21 protein-coding genes are annotated in these 20463 nt (G+C 30.0%); 10 read left to right on the top strand and 11 right to left on the bottom strand.

What is annotated here, in order from left to right; genetic code table 11:
- Nucleotides 1–154 precede the first annotated feature (154 nt).
- The 3 genes from cas2 to cas9 are packed head-to-tail and all read right to left on the bottom strand — an operon-like array spanning nucleotide 155 to nucleotide 5676.
- A complete protein-coding gene (gene cas2, locus H277_RS0113690) occupies nucleotides 155–493 on the bottom strand; it encodes a CRISPR-associated endonuclease Cas2 (RefSeq protein WP_019976178.1) in 339 nt (112 codons plus the stop codon).
- Nucleotides 490–1380, bottom strand: a complete 891-nt coding sequence (gene cas1, locus H277_RS0113685; RefSeq protein WP_019976177.1) for a type II CRISPR-associated endonuclease Cas1 — start codon at nucleotides 1378–1380, stop codon at nucleotides 490–492. The genes cas2 and cas1 overlap by 4 nt, the downstream gene beginning before the upstream one ends.
- A gap of 12 nt (nucleotides 1381–1392) precedes the next feature.
- Nucleotides 1393–5676, bottom strand: a complete 4284-nt coding sequence (gene cas9 / locus H277_RS0113680) for a type II CRISPR RNA-guided endonuclease Cas9 (RefSeq protein WP_019976176.1) — start codon at nucleotides 5674–5676, stop codon at nucleotides 1393–1395.
- Between the two features lie 597 nt (nucleotides 5677–6273).
- On the opposite strand from cas9, the gene H277_RS0113675 reads away from it, so the two are divergent.
- Nucleotides 6274–6477 (top strand): YwbE family protein, encoded by a 204-nt coding sequence (locus tag H277_RS0113675; protein WP_019976175.1) that lies wholly within the window; start codon nucleotides 6274–6276, stop codon nucleotides 6475–6477.
- Nucleotides 6478–6846: 369 nt separating this feature from the next.
- Here the strand turns inward: H277_RS0113675 and H277_RS0113670 are convergent, their stop codons facing one another.
- From H277_RS0113670 to H277_RS0113650, 5 genes are all read right to left on the bottom strand, one after another.
- On the bottom strand, nucleotides 6847–7197 hold the full coding sequence (locus tag H277_RS0113670; protein WP_019976174.1) for a hypothetical protein: 351 nt from the start codon (nucleotides 7195–7197) through the stop codon (nucleotides 6847–6849).
- Nucleotides 7198–7678: 481 nt separating this feature from the next.
- Complete coding sequence (locus H277_RS19120; RefSeq protein ID WP_026357612.1) at nucleotides 7679–8668, bottom strand: type II toxin-antitoxin system HipA family toxin; 990 nt, start codon at nucleotides 8666–8668, stop codon at nucleotides 7679–7681.
- Between the two features lies 1 nt (nucleotide 8669).
- On the bottom strand, nucleotides 8670–8990 hold the full coding sequence (locus H277_RS0113660) for a HipA N-terminal domain-containing protein (RefSeq protein WP_019976172.1): 321 nt from the start codon (nucleotides 8988–8990) through the stop codon (nucleotides 8670–8672).
- Nucleotides 8990–9196 carry a helix-turn-helix transcriptional regulator gene (locus H277_RS0113655; RefSeq protein ID WP_019976171.1) on the bottom strand — a complete coding sequence of 69 codons (207 nt, stop codon included), beginning with the start codon at nucleotides 9194–9196 and terminating at the stop codon, nucleotides 8990–8992. Before H277_RS0113655 ends, H277_RS0113660 begins: the two co-directional genes overlap by 1 nt.
- A 138-nt stretch (nucleotides 9197–9334) precedes the next feature.
- Entirely contained in the window at nucleotides 9335–9844 is a 510-nt protein-coding gene (locus tag H277_RS0113650; RefSeq protein WP_019976170.1) for a hypothetical protein, read from the bottom strand.
- A gap of 411 nt (nucleotides 9845–10255) precedes the next feature.
- Here H277_RS0113650 and H277_RS0113645 point away from each other — a divergent pair, with 411 nt between their 5' ends.
- Both H277_RS0113645 and H277_RS0113640 read left to right on the top strand, forming a co-directional pair.
- Nucleotides 10256–10843, top strand: a complete 588-nt coding sequence (locus H277_RS0113645; RefSeq protein WP_019976169.1) for a Crp/Fnr family transcriptional regulator — start codon at nucleotides 10256–10258, stop codon at nucleotides 10841–10843.
- 52 nt (nucleotides 10844–10895) lie between these two features.
- Entirely contained in the window at nucleotides 10896–11582 is a 687-nt protein-coding gene (locus H277_RS0113640) for an MBL fold metallo-hydrolase (RefSeq protein ID WP_019976168.1), read from the top strand.
- A 392-nt stretch (nucleotides 11583–11974) separates the two neighbouring features.
- Here H277_RS0113640 and hemH read toward each other — a convergent pair whose 3' ends face one another.
- The gene (gene hemH, locus H277_RS0113635) at nucleotides 11975–13003 is read right to left on the bottom strand and encodes a ferrochelatase (RefSeq protein ID WP_019976167.1); all 1029 of its coding nucleotides are present in this window, start codon (nucleotides 13001–13003) and stop codon (nucleotides 11975–11977) included.
- Between the two features lie 296 nt (nucleotides 13004–13299).
- Here hemH and H277_RS0113630 point away from each other — a divergent pair, with 296 nt between their 5' ends.
- The 7 genes from H277_RS0113630 (at nucleotide 13300) to H277_RS0113600 (ending at nucleotide 19403) form a co-directional block, all read left to right on the top strand.
- The gene (locus H277_RS0113630; protein ID WP_019976166.1) at nucleotides 13300–14712 is read left to right on the top strand and encodes an MBL fold metallo-hydrolase; all 1413 of its coding nucleotides are present in this window, start codon (nucleotides 13300–13302) and stop codon (nucleotides 14710–14712) included.
- An 8-nt stretch (nucleotides 14713–14720) separates the two neighbouring features.
- Complete coding sequence (locus H277_RS0113625; protein WP_019976165.1) at nucleotides 14721–15047, top strand: rhodanese-like domain-containing protein; 327 nt, start codon at nucleotides 14721–14723, stop codon at nucleotides 15045–15047.
- Nucleotides 15048–15324: 277 nt separating this feature from the next.
- Nucleotides 15325–16791 (top strand): MBL fold metallo-hydrolase, encoded by a 1467-nt coding sequence (locus H277_RS0113620; protein ID WP_019976164.1) that lies wholly within the window; start codon nucleotides 15325–15327, stop codon nucleotides 16789–16791.
- Nucleotides 16792–17154: 363 nt separating this feature from the next.
- Nucleotides 17155–17460 (top strand): thioredoxin family protein, encoded by a 306-nt coding sequence (locus H277_RS0113615; protein ID WP_019976163.1) that lies wholly within the window; start codon nucleotides 17155–17157, stop codon nucleotides 17458–17460.
- Between the two features lies 1 nt (nucleotide 17461).
- The gene (locus tag H277_RS0113610) at nucleotides 17462–18010 is read left to right on the top strand and encodes a YeeE/YedE family protein (RefSeq protein WP_019976162.1); all 549 of its coding nucleotides are present in this window, start codon (nucleotides 17462–17464) and stop codon (nucleotides 18008–18010) included.
- 4 nt (nucleotides 18011–18014) lie between these two features.
- Nucleotides 18015–18428, top strand: coding sequence for a DUF6691 family protein (locus tag H277_RS0113605; protein WP_019976161.1), 414 nt, complete (start codon nucleotides 18015–18017; stop codon nucleotides 18426–18428).
- A 174-nt stretch (nucleotides 18429–18602) separates the two neighbouring features.
- A complete protein-coding gene (locus tag H277_RS0113600; protein ID WP_019976160.1) occupies nucleotides 18603–19403 on the top strand; it encodes a sulfite exporter TauE/SafE family protein in 801 nt (266 codons plus the stop codon).
- Nucleotides 19404–19519: 116 nt separating this feature from the next.
- Here H277_RS0113600 and H277_RS20215 read toward each other — a convergent pair whose 3' ends face one another.
- Together H277_RS20215 and H277_RS0113590 are read right to left on the bottom strand one after the other, a co-directional pair.
- The gene (locus H277_RS20215; protein ID WP_019976159.1) at nucleotides 19520–19675 is read right to left on the bottom strand and encodes a GNAT family N-acetyltransferase; all 156 of its coding nucleotides are present in this window, start codon (nucleotides 19673–19675) and stop codon (nucleotides 19520–19522) included.
- A 31-nt stretch (nucleotides 19676–19706) separates the two neighbouring features.
- Nucleotides 19707–20462, bottom strand: a complete 756-nt coding sequence (locus tag H277_RS0113590; RefSeq protein ID WP_019976158.1) for a LytR/AlgR family response regulator transcription factor — start codon at nucleotides 20460–20462, stop codon at nucleotides 19707–19709.
- Nucleotide 20463 lies beyond the last annotated feature (1 nt).

The raw sequence follows: 20463 nt of genomic DNA, 5'->3' as shown, positions 1-20463 counted from the left end.
GTTGTGAGTTCCTTTCACTTTTAGTAATTTTACGTAAGTAGTTACAACCTCATTTTAAAAGTCCTCAATATAAAAGGGTTTGAGATGAAATTTAGAAATGAGAAAAAAAGTAAAATCCGATAGAAGTTGAGTTTTCTATCGGATTTTTTTATTCCTAAAATAACTCTAATTGTTGTGGACCTGTTGGTAAATCGGTTTCTTTTTTGGAAAAAAATATTTCCATTTGTCCAAATTGTTTATCCGTAATACAAATTATTCCAACTTTACCAAATTCAGGCAATTTAGATTTTGTTCGTCTTATATGTACCTCTGCATTTTCTTTGCTTGGACAATGTCTCAAATAAATCGAAAATTGAAACATAGTAAATCCATCGTCGATCAACTCTTTTCTAAAACGAGTAGCTTGACTTCTTTGCTTTTTTGTTTCCGTTGGCAAATCAAACAAAACTAAAACCCACATAATACGATAAGCATTATAACGACTAAAACTCATGTCATTTCAGGAAAACGAATCACACGCTGCTCCCCTATCATACACTTGTATAAAGAACTTGTTGTAGAGCTAATCGCTACCAACAAAGGTCTTTTCAAACCATCTATTTTCACATCTTTTGTGGCAATTTGTAATAAATGCCCTTTAGCATCTTTACTCATTTCAGTGGGACGAAAAGGTTTATTTACCCATTCTAAGACCAATTCATCTATATAAGGTCGATACGGTTCCATTATATCATCAGCCAAACAATAAGGATTATATTTATTGCGATGAAAAATACCTATTGTAGGATTTAATCCGGAACTAACTAAAGCTCTAGCAACCATACTTCGTAAAATAGCATATCCAAAATTCAAAAAATTATTTGGTGCATCTCCATCTCTTTCACGCGTAAAATTTTCAAATAATTGTTTCCAATAATATTGTGCTGCAATTCCTTCCATATTAGTAGAATCTCCCGATTTTACATTTGTTAAATAATTTTGCATTGGCTCTTCTACATAACCAAACTTACTTAATAATGCTTTCTGCTGATAAATCTTAGCTTCAATCGTTTGTTTCCATAACTGTTTGCGCAGAGGTTCCGAAACATTAATTTGATGTTTCAATCGCTCGCTATGCTCTACATGTCCATTCATTGGCAACATCAACCCTAAAGGCATATGACTATCGTCGCAACTAATAATTGCCACATTATTTTGCTGCAACGTCACTATAAGTTGATGACTTAAGGTAATTTGATAATGATCCAATACCAAAAAACCCAAATCTTCAATAGGTATAGAACCTTTTAGTTCTTTGTTTTCCACATCTTCTATTTTCAATTGATTGTCTTTCAATTTCAAATAAGATGGATTACCAATGTAAATGGTACGTTTTAGCATATGTTTACATTTTTAATATTCTCCAATATGAATAATTTCTCCCAAATGATTAGTTCGGACTTTTATTAAGCCTTTAAATTCTCCCAAACTTTTAAAAACTTTATATGTTTTATCTCGTAATTCTTTTACGTCAGAAATAACACTTTCTAAATGATGTCTAAAAACATAATCTCTTACTGCGGAATTACCATATTCTACTTTTGAAAATTTCTGAACTCTAAACAAATGTTTACTTATCAAAGTCTGATTTTTCCTATCAAACAAATCAATTTCATTTGGATTAAAATCTTCTGATGAAAAAACAAACATTTCGTTTTGCTTCATCGTAAATTTAAATGTCCAACCTAAGTGATGATTATAGGCTTTATCTACTATTGGTAAACCTTGGTTTATACGAGCTACTGCTTCGTAAAATGAAATCACTCTATCTTGTAAATTACCTTTCTCATCTTCGTAAATAGCTACATGATGATTGTTTCCTGTACTCACAAAATCAACTGGAATTTTATTTCCATCTTCATCAAAAATATCATTTCCTAAATGATCTTTTTTGGTATGTAATGCTTCAGCATTTTTAACTCCTGATATCGTTACACGTTTTATTGCAATTCCTTTTTCTTCATTCAGCCAAATCGGATTTTGATCTAAATCAGAAAATGCTTTTTTAAAATCACCATTATAATCTACCAATCTTTCAGTTATTTTCTCTCTAACTTTTAGATCCAAAATATTCTTTATTACTTTCTTCTTCGCTGAAATTGTTTTTTGTGTATCAGTTAATACTTTATTTAAGTCTATTTTTTGAGTATAACAAGGAATGGATATTTCAATTTCTTTTAGAGATTTATTATTAAATATAAGCTTAGCAAGATTTTCATCAGTAAAAGCTTTAGAAATACTTCCTTTTTCAGATATAAAATCCTTAATAAATTGCCTTTTTTTTAAATCAATTATTGCTTCGATTTCAATTTTTGATAGTTTCTTAGATAAATCTACCCTTGACCATCGATTCCAACCATAAACCGTTTGGTCATGCATTTGTCCTCGCGGTGTTAAAGCAATTTGAATTTTATCACTTCCTTTTGTCTTATTGATATTTCGAGTTACAACTTTATTTTTCGCTTTATGCGATACTAAAACAGCTTCTAAATGTTCCTTCGCCAGTTGTCTGAAATTTGGAATAGGCTCATTGAAAACACGTTTATAATTTCCTTTTCCATTATTTATTTTATGCGTTTCTTTTTCTTCAATTCCTAATGCATCTTTACTCGAAATTCTTAAGCTATTTGTATCAATAGCCTTTTTATCTTTTGCATTTGAAATACTATCATATTTGTCGTTTCTACGCGCATTTAAGTTATTTAAATACTGAATAAAACTAAATTTGGTAAATGCAACAGTCAGTGCATCCATAGCATGATGACGATGATCGTTACGCTTTGTCCAATCTTTGATGGCTTCTTTCGGATTACCATCTTTTGTTATTTGCATTTCTGTTAAGCCAGCCAAACGATATTTCTCCAAATTCAATTCTTTCATTACATTCACCAAATCCCAATCGTCACGCAAACGATCTGTAACTGAACCAGAAGTTGAAAGCACCGATTTAGTAATTTGAAACAAGATTTCTTTCGCTTTTTTAGCAATATATTGTGAATCACGTAAATCTCTTTGAATAAAACCTTCGCCAATTTCAGAACCTTTCATTGTTAGTTTCTTGTATTTAGCTTTTGAAATTCCCTCATCATTTAAATCAAACAAAGCTTTTGAACGTATCAAAAATTCATTTAATTTATCTTGTCCAAAGACATCAAAAATATAATCGTAAGCCGTTTTATTTCCTTTATCTAAATTGATTTGGCGCGGAACTAAAGTTTTATTTGAAAAACTATCATCAAACAAACGTGATTGCGGAATAATATGCTCGATATCGTATTTTTTCGTAAAAATATCTTTTCGCTCGATATATTGATTGGTGTACAAATCTTTGTAACCATTATTTTTTAGTTCTTGATACAGCTTATAACGGATAATGTCATTGCGCGTTGGAAATTTAATTCCATCTTCGACTTGAAGAATATTAATAATTTTCTCGTGTTTAATTTTTCCTGCATTCATAGCTTTGGTCATTTCCTCACGCTCTTTCGCATTCTTCTTAAGTTCACGTGCTAATTCAATACGGATTTCATCAAATTGAAAATTTCGTTTCATTCCAGCTTTTTCCAATTTATCATTTTCTATATCAATGATTGTATTCACTAGATTTACCATCTGATTCAGAATTTTCTCAACTACAGGATTGCGCAAACTATTTTTTGGAAGAATATCTAAACGAGATTTTAATTCACGATTTTCTAATTCTTCTTTGGTTAAAGAGTTTTTAGAATGGCGATATCCAGCTAAATCACATGCTACAGAATATTCATTTTCTTTTATAAAAGGATATATTTTACGAATTGCTTTACTACTTAGACTTCCATAATCATCTTGAAAGGCAACTGTCCCCATTACTTTAGCTTGCTCTTTATTGAAACCAAATTTTTGTTCCAATAATCGATACAAAGTATCCATTCCGGTTGGCGAATTGTCTTCTTCATAAGCATATAACAAATGCCACAATTGAAATGATAGTTGCTCTTCAAAAGCTTTTCCTTCTAACTCTGCATTAAAATCTAAAATTTCAGGTTTAATTCCTAAATGATTAAAAATAGCTCGTACCATTTCCTTAATTCCAGAAGCTGATTTGTCAATATCAGCCAAAGTAATATCGTCTTTATTCAATTTTAATTTCAGTTCTTCGCGCACATCATAACCTTCGTTATCCAGAATTGTCAAATAAGCGTTATAAAGCGCTTGATTGGTACGATTTCCTTCTAAACTTGCATAATTAATTTCCCAATCTTTGGGTTTATCAACTAACAATTTTAAAACTTCAGATGCAGTGAGATTTCCTTTTAGATCTAATTCTTCGAATAAAAAACTTTTATCATTTTCATTTAAAAGCACAACTTCATTTGTAATCTTATTTTTCAGTTTTATATTATGAAGAATTTGCCAAATTTTGAATTCTTGAAATAAAGGTACTGACTTTGGAATGACACGTAAACCAACTGTTTTCTTCTTTTCATCTTTAATTATTTCTCTTTGTTCAAATTCACAGAAGGAAATCAAGCCTTTTTGTGATTTTAGCTTTCTTTGATAAAAAATAACAACATCTCGAATTTCTTCTTTTAAAGTATTGGTAAATATATTTTCACGATTTTTTGCTTGAATTTCCCAAATCTTTTCAAACTCATCCATATAATCCTGACGATAAAACACTTGATTTTTTAAACGTGCATGCGGATTATTTTGTAACTGAGCATATTGATATTGACCTACGGTTTGGTTATTGAAGTATAATTCTTTGCTTCTATCTGAAATTGCACCTAAATAACCAGAAGAATTAGCTAATTGACCATTAATCTCTTGCAAAACAATCGCAATTTGTTCTAAATTTAATTGGTTAGACAAAGTATCATTTCGCCATTGATAATTCTCTAATTTTAACTCATCTCGTTTTAAATTGCGCTTTAATCCAACTAAATTAAAAGGTACTTTTAAAATTGTCCAAGTCGCTACTTTTCCTTTGCCTTTTAATTCTTCTTTTAGATTATCTGTAAATAGTTCATTATAAAATTGCTTCTGAAAATTCCATATTCTATCAAACTCAGTTTGTAAATCCGAACGATAAAAATCAGGAACCTTTTTCTTTCCAGTCTTTAATAAATCCAAAACATATTGACCTGGTGTAAGATTTTCATGACATAACTTTTTAGCGATTTCCATACCATCAATCAAAGAACCTTCTTCGGCATTGTTTACTTTACGTGAACTTTTGTAACCGCGCTTTTTGTTGATTTGAAACAGAACACGAACCAATTCGTGAAGCTCCAATTGTTTTTCAGCTGCTAATGCTCGTAAACGAAAAGTTTCAAAAGTTGTTTTATTCCCATTCTCAGCTAAAATAGTTTCATTATCAATCCATTTATGTGTTTTCAGGATTTGTAGAAGGTTTTCTCTTCGAAGTTTAAATCGATGAAGATTGCGACGAGCCGAACGAGCTAAAGTTCTACCTGCATTTGTTGTAATAGGTTTACCTTTTTCAAAGTTTGTTTGCTCATCAGTTGTCAAAGGATTTACACGAACACCTATTTTTTCAATAGAAGATTCTTCATTGCTATTTGTAGCTTCTTTTACAAATGCCCAACCAATAGAGTTAGTTCCTAAATCTAATCCAAGTATATTTTTAGCCATGAGTCTTTTTCTTTTGCATATTAAATTACATCAAAAATAATTTACACAATTATGGTTTCACGTAATCATATATAAAAATTTTATATCTATATTTGTATTGAAAGGAACTCACAATAAGGATTATTCCGTTGTGAAAACATTTAGTGCCTCGACTATCTTCGGGGTTTTTTTATCTTATTACGTAAAACAAAAAACCGCTCTCTAAAATTCTAAATTTTTATTGTAAAAGAAGATTAAAAAAACTACCGTTTCAGATAAAAACCTGTTTGTTTTACTTCACTTATCCCCTATTTTGTTCAACAAAGCACCCCTTTTTCCGAACCGTTGTCGAAGGACAATCGAACAAACCCTATTTCTTCTTTTATCATTTCTGCCTCTATCCTTTTCCAATAAAGGAAAGTAGTTTTTTTTTGTTATTCTAACCTCTATATTCAATCTCAAATTTTTCAGCTGGGTTGTAAATAAAATAATAAAAGGTAAAATTTATAAATTTCATATTCAATCCCGTTTCATTTTTACCTTCCAGATGAATATATTTTTTAATTTCATTTACGATAAAATGAATATCTTTTCCATTTATTTTAAGATATTTGTAATATGGATGGTAAAACAAGAGCAAATATAAAACCTGGTATGCTGGTTAATATTGTATTGAAAAAGAATCAACGAACTAGCGAATTGACTGAGGGTATAGTGAAAGATTTATTGACTTCTGCACCTTACCATCATCGTGGTATAAAAGTTCGTTTGATGGATGGACAAATCGGACGTGTGCAGGAAATTATTGAAGACGATTTTTAGAACGCATCAAACTCCTCTTTTTCAATCACTTCCCATTTATTGTATCATTCGAATGATTGATATAATATTCTGAATTGAATTGTGCATCGACTATAGTAGTAAAAAGTATAAAAATTTAAATTATATATCTCATATCTATTATTTAATTAGTAAATCTAATTTTTTTATAAAAATTAGTATAGATATTTTACTATAATATGTTAAATTTTTAATAAATATCACTACACCAATACTACACCTCACTCCACTACATCCCATATTAACAGAGAGTTTATCACTTTCTGTATCGGGAAGTAACAAAAAACATATCATATTTTAAAACAAGCGATGAACTTTTAGTTTATCGCTTGTTTTATAATCTTAATTTTTCTACTTGTCTTTATTCTTTATCCAATTATGAACAGTATTGATTATTGTATCACAATATAATTGGTGAGAAATTCTTCGATTATTAGGATGATAAGGATGTAATAATAGATGATGACTATTTTTATAAATATGTAAGTTATCATCTTCTTTATTTACATCCAACTGTCTAAACATTTTATCAAAAATACCATCTTCGAAATAATTCATTGTATTTCCAAAAATAATAACATCTGGATTTATCAATTGAATTTGCTCATGGAATGCTTCCTTATTTTCTTCATAAATTTTTTTAATTTCATTATACGAAGCATTACTCCCTCCACCTATTTTTTTTATATTAATATAAGCCACTTGTTACATGCAGTCTATCAAATCTGGATTAAGTTTAAAATCTCCCATTGTATGCCAATCTTCATTATTTAGAATACCTAAAGTTGTATAAATAACAGGGGTGAATGTTTTTTCCCAACCTTCTTTTAAACCTTTCTCTACTTTTATTTCTCCATTTGATGCATCACGTAAATCCCAATTTTTGTCATCACTATTTACTTCTTTTAATATCCATAAGATTTTTACAGAAGATGAAAGGTTTGCGAAGTTAAATCAGTGTTGTTAATTGGTATTGTTTTCTTATAATGAAATATATTGGAAAATGGTTATAGTTACCTAATCAGCTTTACGTATTTCTCTTATTTTAATTATATTACTCAAGAAACAAAGGAGAAAATTGGAATTTGAAGAATTAATTATAAGTTCACTTTAAGAATATACGTCCGTTATTTCATACAAAAAATTATAACTTGTGTAGAATAACGGACATTTTATTTATCCTTTACTTTCTTAATTCTAAATTTAACCGTTTTAACCTTCGTTGATAATTTTGTAAATAATTACGTTTTAATTTTTCAGATAAATAAGATTTTGAGATTAAATCTTCTACTTTATCTCCTTTAGAAGTTAGATTTTGAATGATTTTTATTATCGATTTCTCTGTCATTCCTGCTTTCTCACCCAATACAAATAATTGATCAATGATTTTTCCTTTTGAAATAGATTTTGGTAATAAACCTTCTTTTAAAGCAAAATCTGAATCATCAATATGAATTTTTGTATTTAACAGATCATAAGCTGGGCTTAATTTAAAATCACCTTGTTGAGTTTCTATCAAGGAAAAATTCTTTAAATGAGCATCTCCATTTGAAAATAAATAATTGAAAACAATTAATGTAAACAATTTAGGCGTTTCTACTTTCCAAGCAGGAACATATTTTTTCAAAGCATCAAATAATTCCAAATAACTGCCTTCGTACTTATATTGTTCACCATCTGTTGCTGGTGATTTACCTAATAAGGAAGCGAAATCTTCTACAGCTAATTTTTCTCCATTTGCATCGTTATCAAAACGTTTTGTTATATATGCAGGACTTCCATCTTTAAAGAAAATTAAGGCATTTTCTGCTGTTTCAATTTTAAAAATTTGTTTAGCTATTTGCATCGTCAAATGCTCGTTTGCTGGTGCAAGTTCACTGTTTTTAGGTAAATCAGAAATTGGCTTAAGAATATATTGTCCACTTTCGTTTTCATTGGTCAATCTTAATTCATTTCCATCAAGAATTAGCGAATATTTTTCCTGAAATCCTGAAATTGAAATATGGGTTTGATTTTGATTAAAGCTGCTTTTATCTTTTCGATCAGCTGGTGAAGTATAGTTTAAAATTGGATTTACTTTTCTGCCATCAAACATCTTTTTTAATACGCTGGGACTATATGTATTAAAATTTTCTTTTAAAGAACCCGGACAATTTATTAATTCTAAATTCATTCTACACTCTTTCTATTGTTACTGCACCCACTGTATCTACTTTTGATGCTTGTAATAATATTCCAAAAGCATCATCTTCATCAATTTTAAACATTTTACAAATCATTCGTTTATTTACACCTTCGGGTAATAAATGATAAAAAAACGGGAACAATGTATCAGATTCAAACTCGATTTGACTTTTAGGTAATGTTAAACTTATTGAAGGTTTAGATTCATCAGATAACCAATTTTCATTGTATTTAAAATGAAAACTACCATTATCTAGCTGAGTCAAAACCCCTGCCTTTTCACCTTTATACAAAATATAAGCAATTCTCATTATTCAATCGTTTTAATCTCTAATCTAATTTCTAATCCTAATGCATCACATAACTTTTGTAATGTTTCTAACGTTGGATTACCTTTACCACTTTCAAACTGTTTTAGTGTTCGTAATCCAACACCCGAAATTTCAGCTAATGTTTCTTGTGTAATATCTAAAACTTTACGACGTTCTTTTATCTGTTCAATTAATAATAGTGTCATATATTGCACTTTTATAGTAAATTTAGGAATAAATCTAATATAAAACAAGGAAAGTGCAACTAAATGCACTTTTTAGGATTTAATATAAGTTTTGAATATAATCGGCACCAATTAGTGCTATATAATGCACTGAATAAATCATCGTTTACATTCATTATAAGCTTCGGTAATTTTAATAATATCATAATCAGGATACTTATCAGTTTCCGTCCATTCTTTTAGTAATTGTGGACAATCACTTATTAGTTTAGCTATTCTTTTTTTCGAATTTGATGCGTTAACATATACTATTTCATCATTTTTTACAAGTAAAGAATAGACTAGTTTTTCATTGTAATAACGATTAACAGTTCTTAAATAATAATGAGACAGAGGTCCAACAACTGCTTCTTCATAAAAATTATTTTTATTATTTTTTAAAGTAACATATTTCACTTTTTTATCATCTTCATTTACTACAAAAGATTGTATATCCTTTGGTTTTAATTTAATTATATCGTTATTCACAAAAAAGTGAACAACATTAGAATTATATCCCATTACTTCCCCTTTTATAGTATCATTCGAGTGATTGATATAATATTCTGAATTGAATTGTGCACCAACTACAGTTGTGAAAAGCAGAAAAATGAAAATTATATATCTCATATCTATTATTTAATTAATAAATCTAATTATTTTTATAAAATTAGTATGGATATTTTACTATAATATGTTAAATTATTTAATAAATATCACTACACCTCGCTACTCTATACCCCTCATAAACAGAAGGTTTATTACTTTCTGTATCGGGAAGTAACAAAAAACATTTATAATCAAACATATAACGAATTAACAAGCGATATCCTTTATAAGTTTATCGCTTTTTTATTACACACTATTCATCGTTATCTGCCGTTATATATTTACTAATCTAGAGATTAGTGTAAATTTAAACGTACTATTTAAACGTACTAATTAAGTGAAGTATACACTGTTTTTGCTAGTTTTGAATGTTCTTTGGCATGTCATGCAAAGACAGTTTAGCAGAATATCAATGAATCAAAGGATTGTGCAATGACCAACGTATTCGAAAATTATTTATCGTCAACAGGAGAATTACTAGCTGAAGAAATTAACTTTTCTATGAAGTTCTTCAACAAGATCCATTTAAAAAAAGGTGATTTCTTAATTCGTGAAAATGAAATCTGTCGTCATATTGGTTTTATCTCAAATGGTGCAGTAAAAGCATACGCTAGTGATAAAGACGGAAAGGAAAATATAACCTGCTTTAAATTTGAAAATGAATTTATCACTTCATTTCCTGAGTTTGTAAAGCAAGAAAAGTCTAGAAAAAGTATCAGAACTATAGAAGATAGCATAATCTATACAATAACTTACCAGGATTATCAGCATATACTTAATCATCTAGATGCTTGGAATGGAGTTATAAAATTAGTAATTGAGCAAGAGTTTAATCAAAAAGAACGTTATCTTCTGAATTACAATAATAAATCTGCTGCGGAAAAATACCTTCACATCCTATCTAACGAACCAATGCTGATAAAACGTACAACGACTCAGGATCTTGCATCGTATTTGGGTATCACACAGCGATCTCTTACACGAGCAAAAAGACAACTATACAAATCTAACGTATTATAGGACAAATGTCCTTATATAGTTCTCGTGAACAATATAGTTTTGAAAAAAAATTATGTTACGTCAAATTGCTCCCGAGGTATTTCAGATTTCACTGATGCCACGAAATGGTATTAACTGTTATATTATAGAAGGTGTTTTGGTAGATTCAGGAATACGAAATTCATACACCATGATTAAAAAAGTTTTACAAAAAATAACTGTTCACAAACATTTGCTGACTCATGCTCATGCTGATCATCAAGGCTGTAGTGATCAGATATGCTCTGAATTTCAACTACCCTTACTCTGTCACCCTGGCGAAGTTTTTAAAACCGAAACAGGGATGGTAACCCATGATTACCCAACTCCTCAACATTGGATAGCAAAGTTACAGAAAAAATATTGGGCAGGTCAAGGACATAAAGTTGAACAAACAATTGTCGAAAATGATAAGATTGGAGATTTTAAGGTAATAGAGACTCCCGGGCATTCAACTGGTCATATTTCTTTATTTCGCGAACGAGATGGTGTATTAATAATCGGAGATGTTGCGACAAATATGAACCTGCTAACGACAGTGACCGGCTTACAGCTTCCTCCAAGCATCTTCACATCGGATCAGCAGCTTAATATCAAATCATTGCATAAGTTATCAAAATTGAATCCTGCTATTATATGTTTTGGTCACGGTCCAATCCTGATAAATAAAGACCGAAAATTTGAACAATTTGTTTCCAAATATAATGTTGTTGATAATTAAAAGTAATGATATAATTATGGTTTTGTAAAAAATGAATATGGTTCTCTTATAAATTTCTTTTTTAACAGAACCATTCTTTTCTTATTTTCATTTCTCACAGTTAATTAAAATAAAAATGTGCTTTAATTCGTTCCAATTTCCTTAAACAATTTTATTCATTTGTTCTCTGTATTCATAAAACTAATCGAATGAACAAAATATTGCATTTAACCTCCTCCTCTCTATAGAAAGTAAAGTACTGTACGAAATCTTATATACAAAATTTTAATCTACCAGCTTCATAGCATTTTTAAACTTTAATATTTAAAAGTGTTGAAACATCTTCAAAAATTTGTACTAATCACTGTTTAACATGTATATTTAGTAGCTATAAATTGTTGAATGTCTACAGATTATAATAAATAAAAATCATCTATTTTTTCCTCACATAAAGTCTTGATTACGTGTACCCATGAATCATTATCGTTTAGACATGGAATATATTCATAAGTTTCACCCCCATTATCAAGAAATATTTCTTTTCCTTCCATAGCTATTTCCTCTAAAGTTTCCAAACAGTCTGATACAAATGCAGGACAAACAACTGCTAATCTTTTAATTCCTTTTGATGGCAATGCTTTTAGAGTAGAATCTGTATAAGGCTCAATCCATTTATCTTTTCCTAATCTCGATTGAAACGAAACAATCGTTTTTTCGCGAGATAAATTTAATTTTTCTATCACTTTATTTGTTGTCTCAAAACATTGATGTCGATAACAGAATTGATGACTTGGATTAAATTCTCTGTCACAACAATCGCTTAAATTACAAGTATTTGTAGGATCTGTTTTGTAAATATGCCTTTCCGGGATACCATGATAAGAAAATAACAACCCATCAAAATCATTTGAAAACTTATCTCTTATACTTTCTACAAGACAATTTATATATATATCTTTTTTATAAAACGGTTCAATATAATTTATTTTAACAAATGGAAATTTCTCTTTTCTAACTTTTTCTGCCTTTATAATAACAGATTCTGTTGTACTCATAGCATATTGAGGATACAATGGAAATAATACAATTTTGTCTACACCTTGCTCAACTAGTTTTGAAATTCCGTGTTCTATACTGGGCTCAGCATATCTCATTCCTATTTCAACAGGAATATCAATAATATTTTGTAATTTATTTTTTATTTTTTCAGTAACTACTATTAAAGGAGATCCCGCATCTGTCCAAATTTTTTGATAAGCTTCCGCAGACTTTGACGGTCTTGTATTCAGAATAATTCCTTTCACTAAAAGAGATCTCAAAATCCAATTATAGTCAATAACTCTTTCATCCATTAGAAACTCTCCAAGATATTCTTTTACATCATTTACTGATGTAGATTTAGGAGATCCTAAATTCACTAATAATAATCCTTTTTTACTCAATTTATTTATTTTATGGCTAATCCTATTTTTAATATATTATTTCAAACCTTAATAATAGTACAAATGTATACTATATTTATATATTAAAAACATATAAAAGTATATTATTATACAAATATTAAGTGTTAATTCATCCAATTAAGAATTAGTTGCCTCTATTTTTGAATAAATATTTTTTGAGGAAAAGGATGCTTTTATCCTGCTTAAAAAACAACAGATTGCATTGTAACCTATGTAACAAACTGAATTAAATTTTATTATGAAATTTGTTCTATCAAAATAGAAACTATATAATTATGAAAATAGAACAAATATATACAGGGTGTTTAGCACAAGGTACCTATTATATAGAAAGTAATGGTGAAGGAGCAATAATAGATCCATTACGTGAAACGCAACCTTATATTGATCGTTTAGAAAAAGATGGCGTACAATTAAAATATATTTTCGAAACACATTTCCATGCCGATTTTGTAAGCGGTCACGTTGATTTGAGTCAAAAAACAAATGCCCCTATTGTTTATGGGCCTACAGCTAATCCATTATTTGATGCGATTATAGCAGAAGACAATCAACTCTTCGAAATTGGAGCAATAAGGATTAAAGTCTTGCATACACCTGGTCATACCTTAGAAAGTACTTCTTATTTATTATTTGATGAAAACGGAAAAGAAATAGCTCTTTTCAGCGGTGATACATTATTCCTTGGTGATGTTGGTCGTCCAGATTTAGCACAAAAAGCAGCCAATATGACGCAAGAAGATTTAGCTGGATTATTATACAATAGTTTGTATACTAAAATTCTCTCTTTACCAGATGATATTATGGTTTATCCAGCGCATGGAGCAGGTTCTGCTTGTGGTAAAAATATGATGAAAGAGACAGTTGATACATTAGGTAATCAAAAGAAAGTAAACTATGCTTTAAATCAACCATCGAAAGAAGCATTTATAGAAGCTGTAACAGATGGCTTATTGCCTCCTCCTGCCTATTTTGGAATGAATGTAGCTATGAATAAAAAAGGATACGAAAGTTTTGATCATGTTTTATCCCAAGGAATGAAAGCGCTAAGTATTGAGGAATTTGAAAATAGAGCAGAACAAAGTACTGCTTTAATTTTAGATACACGCTCAAATATTGATTTCGCAAAAGGGTTTATTCCACAATCCATTAACATTGGATTAAAAGGAGATTTTGCACCTTGGGTTGGAGCTATGATTGTCGATGTTAATCAACCTATTTTACTAATCACAGACCAAGAAGAAGAAGAGGAAGCTGTTACACGATTAAGCCGTGTAGGTTTTGATCATGTATTAGGTCATCTAGAGGGAGGATTTCAAGCATGGATTGATGCTGAGAAAGAAATAGATGTTGTTAATCGTATCACAGCTTCTCAACTCGCTGAAGAAATCAAGGGCAAAGAGGTTGTAATAGTTGACGTTCGCAAAGAAACAGAATATGCCACAGAACATATAAATGACGCCTATAGCAAACCATTAGCTTCTATCAATGATTGGATCAATGGTATTGATCCAACAAAACATTTTTATTTACATTGTGCAGGAGGATACAGAAGTATGATTGCAGCAAGTATTTTACAAGCACGCGGATATCGAAACTTTACAGAAATTGAAGGTGGATTTGATGCTATTGCTCAAACGTCTATTCCAAAAACAGATTTCGTATGTCAAAGTAAAATTTTAAAATAATTATAATCATGTTCAAAAAATTAATCAATATGTTTTCAGGAAATAATAACGAAAAATTAATTTCATGTATTAATAATAATGCCTTTTTAGTCGATGTAAGAACACCTGCTGAATTCGTTGAAAATCATGTCAAAGGTTCAATCAATATACCATTGAATGAAGTGGGAAACCAACTTCAAAAGTTTAGGAATCATAATTCAATTGTTGTATTCTGTAGAAGTGGTAACAGAAGTGAACAAGCCAAAGCTATTTTAGAGCAACATGGATTTACAAATGTAATCAATGGTGGAACTTGGCAAAACGTAAAAACGTTGAAAAATGAGTCAGAAAAATAAAGATTTTTCTGTTGTATAACACAACATGAAGTTATAATAGCCAAAACATATTTGAAAATAGAGGTGTTATTATCGATCCATTTTTAATTCTTCTATCAAGAAAGGGTTAGACTCTAAAAAGTAGATCCTACCCCAGTTATATTCTTGAGCTTACATACTTTAAAAGTATTTCCCTAAAACGTATAAAAGTATCTTTAAAACATCACTCCTTTTGTAACATATGTTACATTTTTCAGACTAGTAAATGCTTATATTCGATTATTAAATTTAAATTATAATGAACAATTATATTAAAACTTTCCTATTCATATTGGTAGGCATTTTTTTTACAACCTCTACCGCCTTAAAAGCACAACATATATTATTTGAACGAATATTTGATGAAACATTGGCCCAAGCAAGTTACATTATTGCAAATGAAAATAAGGAAGCTATTATAATTGATCCTAAAAGGGACATTGACACTTACTTAGACTATGCAAAAAAACATAGTTTAACAATTAAATATGTAACCGAAACTCATATTCATGCCGATTTTTTAAGTGGTGCACAAGAATTAGCACATGCAACGAATGCTGATCTCTTACTCTCTGCTGAAGGCGGATCAGATTGGCAATATCAATTTCCTCATCAACCACTTAAAGATAAACAAATCATTTCTTTAGGGAATGTTATTATCGAAGTAATGCATACACCCGGGCATACGCCAGAAAGTTTAACCTTTTTAGTAAAAGATGCCAAACAAAAACTTATCCCTACAAAAGCCATTACAGGCGATTTTATTTTTGTTGGGGATGTCGGTCGACCTGACTTATTGGAAAAAGCAGTAGGAAAAGTAGGATCTCAGTATGAAGGTGCACACCAATTATTTGAATCTTTAAATAAATTTAAAAAATTAGATCAATTTACGGAGATATGGCCTGGTCATGGAGCAGGATCATTTTGTGGGAAGAGTTTAAGCACCATTCCTCACTCTACATTAAAACAAGAAATGGCAACAAACCCAGCCTTTCAATTATTAAATAACAAAGAAGCTTTTACAAAATTTATATTAGAAGGCCAACCAGAACCGCCTCAATATTTCGCTGTAATGAAGCAATGGAACAAACAACTGCGTCCATTGATGATTAAAAAACAACAATTAAATCCATTAACAATTACTGAATTTGAACAGGCAATTAAAAACAATCTATTGGTTATCGATGCCCGTAAAAAAGATAGTGTAGAAAAAGGATTTGTTCCGGGTAGTTTGCATATCGAAGGAGGAAAATCATTCTCAACATTTGTAGGTTCTTTGGTAAATTATAAAAATCAAATAATTTTAGTCGCAGCTGAAAATCAGATTGATGATTTAACACGAAAATTAATGCGTATTGGAATTGATAATATCTATGGTTACATTAGTGATCTAAAAGAATATAAAGGGTTAAAAACTTCAAAAATTATTCAAGCAGAAGATGTTCAAAAATATATGAAACAAGCCAACGTACAACTAATTGATGTACGCACAATCAGTGAATACGAAAATGGACATATTCAGGGGTTTGAAAATATTTCGTTAAATTCTTTAGAACAAAATACCTCAAAAATAAAAAAAGATAACCCTGTTATTATCCATTGTCAAAGTGGTTTACGCTCAGCTATGGCCTACTCTATTTTAGAAAAATTAGGTTACACGAATATTTTAAATTATAGCGGTAGTATTAACGATTGGACAGCTAAAAAATTACCGTTAGTAAAATAAAAAGTATAATTCATACAAAAGAACAAGCTATTTTATTGATTAAAAATAGCTTGTTCTTTTATACCTCAGGAAGTAGGTAACAAAAGTTACAATCTATCAATTTTATAGATTATAAATTTGCTTCAAAATAATGAAAAACGAATTTAAACGATTAAATCGGTATACACTCAACAGATGAATAGGTGAAAGTCTATGATCAAGGTTCAATCAATATTCCTTTGCATATTTTAGAATTCAAATTAAATGAATTAGATACAAATATGAATTGCATTATACAGAAGTGAAAACGCAAAAATATTCTAATCTAAAATAAATTTAAAGCAACAAATGATAGACCTAGGCCTATTTCTAAATTAAACGAAAATGATCATTGATAGAATAAAAGAAAATAAACCAATATTGATTAATTTTTATACATCAACATGTAACATATGTGCTGTATTGAATATATCATTGGATAAAGTCAAAGAAGAATTTAACAATCAGTTGGATATTGAAAAAATTAATGTGGATGATGATAAAGTGAATACCATTCATTTTGATGCCACTTTCCAAATTATGGGCGTTCCAACATTAATGTTATTTCAGAATAACCAACTCACATGGAAGTACAGTGGTGTTTTATTTCCAGAAGATTTAATTAAACAATTAAAAAAATACATCAAATAAAATGGAATTTTTACTACAACCTTGGCCATGGTATATTGGCGGACCAATCATTGCAATTGTAATGTTATTACTAATTTATTTAGGAAAAAGCTTCGGGTTTTCTTCTAATTTTAGAACGATATGCTCCGCTATTGGAGCAGGTAAAAACTGTGATTTTTTTGCATTCAATTGGAAGGCTCAAAAATGGAATCTATTGTTCTTAGTTGGAGCAGTATTAGGAGGATTTATTTCTGTTGAATTTTTATCCGATCATCAAATACCTGCAATTTCGGAAAACACAATACTACAATTGAACGAAATGGGTTTTGAAAGTGCCGGAAAAGCATACTCTCCAACAGAGATTTTTGAAGATTTATCCCTTAAAAATATTGTCTTGTTATTAGTTGGAGGATTGTTAGTTGGATTTGGAACACGTTACGCCGGCGGGTGTACATCTGGTCATGCCATTTCAGGATTAAGTGACTTACAATTGCCTTCATTACTAGCAGTCATAGGATTTTTCATCGGTGGATTATTAATGGTTCACATTTTATTCCCTTTAATTTTTTAGAACAATGAGAAGTATTATATATATCCTTTTAGGAATCGTATTTGGAATTACGATGTACAAAGCAGAAACGGCTTCATGGTTCAGAATCTATGAGATGTTTAACTTCCAATCCTTTCATATGTATGGATTTATAGGTTCTGCCTTAGCAATTGGAATGATTGGAATTCAATTAATTAAAAAGAAAAAGACTAAAAATATTGATGGAAAACCAATCGATATCCAGCCAAAAAATAAATCTATAGTGCGTTATCTTATCGGAGGTATTTTCTTCGGTTTAGGATGGGGATTAGTAGGTGCTTGTCCGGGTCCCATTTTCGTATTATTAGGCGCAGGATTATTCCCAATGCTAATTGTAATTGTAGGTGCACTTTTAGGTACTTATTTATATGGAATTTTAAGAAATAAACTTCCACATTAATTCATGAATATGAATAATTGATTTTACTTAATCAGTCGATTAATATCTATAGTTTTTTAAAAAAAACGGTTGTTAATTTTTTAGCTATCGTTTTTTTTTCGATTAGTAGTCTGTAACATCTGTAACAAAACAACTCAAATATTATTTGGAAATTTGGATTATAAAATCTAAAAAATGTCGCAGTATATTGGCTATGTTATGACCATTCTAGTAGGAGTAACTCTTGGTTTAATGGGAAGTGGTGGTTCTATTTTAACCGTACCTAATTTAGTTTACTTATTTGGATTAAATCCTATACAAGCGACATCATATTCGTTATTTATCATAGGAATTTCCTCAATAATTGGCAGCTACCCTAAGGTTAAAAATAAATTAGTGAATTATCGAATTGCCATTATCTTTGGTATCCCATCTATGTTAGTAATGTTTGCCACACGACGACTATTTATGCCACAATTACCATCTACTTTACAGTTACCATTTGTAGGAGAAGTAGAGAAAAACTTTATACTAATGATAACTTTTGCTATTGTGATGTTATTGGCTGCTTATAGCATGATTACGAATAAACAAAAAGACTGTATTGATTGTGGAAAGAAAATGGAAAAAAATACAGTTTTGTTAGTGATACAAGGAGTAATCATTGGATTTATTTCAGGTATTTTTGGAGCTGGAGGTGGATTTCTTATTATACCAGGTTTAGTGGTATTTGCAAAAGTTCCAATGAAAAATGCAGTTGCTACTTCATTATTTCTAGTAGCGATTAATTCGTTGGTAGGATTTGGTAGTGATTACCAACAATTTTCATCGCTTAATTGGCTTTTATTAACCATGCTTACGCTTTTATCTGTTGTTGGAATTATGATTGGAAATTCTATTTCTAAATTCATCTCTTCGACTAAATTAAAACCTCTCTTTGGTTATTTTATTCTAGTTATCGCTGTTTTAATTTTAGGGCAAGAGCTTTTATTTTAAAGCTTTTACTTTTAACCTAGATTAAAGGTGTCATTTTCATGTTCTGCATAGGCAAAAAGGTTTCCGATTAACGTATCATCAAGCAAACAAACAACAAATTGAGATACGTCAGCTATTCATTTCAATACTTCGGTATTGGCTTCTTCAATCGAATTTAATTTCTCATCTATAAAACAGTTTACGCGAGGTTTCTCGAAATAATCAAATAAAGCGGAACCATCACTTTCCTTAAATCTCCGAACAATTAATCGCTCTGTATTAAATAATTTCATCCTAAATTGTTTTTGTAAGGTTTAATTTTTACTATCGATCCAGCCACAATTTAAATTGTGGCATTTTGATTCGACTTACAATGACTTCAGCATTTCGATCACGTTTCAAAATAATTTTTACTTTTTCATTGAAGTATTTGTGCATACTTTCGATGCTATTGATATGCAAAATATACTGTCGGTTTGCTCTGAAAAAAAACTGCGGATCCAACTGCTCTTCCAACTCTTCCAAATTATAAGGAACAGCAATTGCAGAACCATTAACCAAACGAAAATAGACCGTTTTCTGTTCTAAAAAAGCATAATCAATTTCTTCCACAGGAATCACTTTGTAAGTCTCACGAAAATGCAGCAGAAAACGGGTTTTGTATTTCTTTTGCTGCGTTCGAAACATATCCATTAGCGCTTCCACATCATTGTCCGAAAATTGCGGTTTTAGTCTTTTTACTTTATTCAAAGCATCCTCTAATTCTTCCTGAACAATAGGTTTTAGTAAATATGCAGCACCATACACTTTAAAGGCTTGCAACGCATATTCATCATAGGCTGTTGTAAAAATAACAGGAGAAATAATTTGTATTTGCTTGAAAATTTCAAAAGACAAACCGTCAGCCAGACGAATATCCATAAATATTACCTCGGGTTGCGGATACTTTTTCAGCCATTCTACACTATCTTGTATCGACGGAAGAATAGCCATCAATTGCGCCATTTCGTCATATTTTTCTACAATACTTTTCAATAACTCGGCATTGTATTGCTCATCTTCGATAATGATGTAATTCATA

Source organism: Empedobacter brevis NBRC 14943 = ATCC 43319 (assembly GCF_000382425.1).
Classification (GTDB): Bacteria; Bacteroidota; Bacteroidia; order Flavobacteriales; family Weeksellaceae; genus Empedobacter; species Empedobacter brevis.
This window is presented reverse-complemented; position numbering and strand designations above follow the sequence as displayed.

What these genes read in the sequence shown, in the direction of transcription:
- H277_RS0113645 (WP_019976169.1), top strand. Translation starts at nt 10,256, where the DNA reads ATGACCAACGTATTCGAAAATTATTTATCGTCAACAGGAGAATTACTA.
- H277_RS0113660 (WP_019976172.1), bottom strand. Translation starts at nt 8,990, where the DNA reads ATGAGAATTGCTTATATTTTGTATAAAGGTGAAAAGGCAGGGGTTTTG.
- H277_RS0113610 (WP_019976162.1), top strand. Translation starts at nt 17,462, where the DNA reads ATGGAATTTTTACTACAACCTTGGCCATGGTATATTGGCGGACCAATC.
- cas2 (WP_019976178.1), bottom strand. Translation starts at nt 493, where the DNA reads ATGAGTTTTAGTCGTTATAATGCTTATCGTATTATGTGGGTTTTAGTT.
- H277_RS0113625 (WP_019976165.1), top strand. Translation starts at nt 14,721, where the DNA reads ATGTTCAAAAAATTAATCAATATGTTTTCAGGAAATAATAACGAAAAA.
- H277_RS19120 (WP_026357612.1), bottom strand. Translation starts at nt 8,668, where the DNA reads ATGAATTTAGAATTAATAAATTGTCCGGGTTCTTTAAAAGAAAATTTT.
- H277_RS20215 (WP_019976159.1), bottom strand. Translation starts at nt 19,675, where the DNA reads ATGAAATTATTTAATACAGAGCGATTAATTGTTCGGAGATTTAAGGAA.
- H277_RS0113605 (WP_019976161.1), top strand. Translation starts at nt 18,015, where the DNA reads ATGAGAAGTATTATATATATCCTTTTAGGAATCGTATTTGGAATTACG.
- H277_RS0113640 (WP_019976168.1), top strand. Translation starts at nt 10,896, where the DNA reads ATGTTACGTCAAATTGCTCCCGAGGTATTTCAGATTTCACTGATGCCA.
- H277_RS0113615 (WP_019976163.1), top strand. Translation starts at nt 17,155, where the DNA reads ATGATCATTGATAGAATAAAAGAAAATAAACCAATATTGATTAATTTT.
- H277_RS0113655 (WP_019976171.1), bottom strand. Translation starts at nt 9,196, where the DNA reads ATGACACTATTATTAATTGAACAGATAAAAGAACGTCGTAAAGTTTTA.
- H277_RS0113630 (WP_019976166.1), top strand. Translation starts at nt 13,300, where the DNA reads ATGAAAATAGAACAAATATATACAGGGTGTTTAGCACAAGGTACCTAT.
- H277_RS0113590 (WP_019976158.1), bottom strand. Translation starts at nt 20,462, where the DNA reads ATGAATTACATCATTATCGAAGATGAGCAATACAATGCCGAGTTATTG.
- H277_RS0113650 (WP_019976170.1), bottom strand. Translation starts at nt 9,844, where the DNA reads ATGAGATATATAATTTTCATTTTTCTGCTTTTCACAACTGTAGTTGGT.
- H277_RS0113600 (WP_019976160.1), top strand. Translation starts at nt 18,603, where the DNA reads ATGTCGCAGTATATTGGCTATGTTATGACCATTCTAGTAGGAGTAACT.
- cas1 (WP_019976177.1), bottom strand. Translation starts at nt 1,380, where the DNA reads ATGCTAAAACGTACCATTTACATTGGTAATCCATCTTATTTGAAATTG.
- H277_RS0113675 (WP_019976175.1), top strand. Translation starts at nt 6,274, where the DNA reads ATGGATGGTAAAACAAGAGCAAATATAAAACCTGGTATGCTGGTTAAT.
- cas9 (WP_019976176.1), bottom strand. Translation starts at nt 5,676, where the DNA reads ATGGCTAAAAATATACTTGGATTAGATTTAGGAACTAACTCTATTGGT.
- H277_RS0113620 (WP_019976164.1), top strand. Translation starts at nt 15,325, where the DNA reads ATGAACAATTATATTAAAACTTTCCTATTCATATTGGTAGGCATTTTT.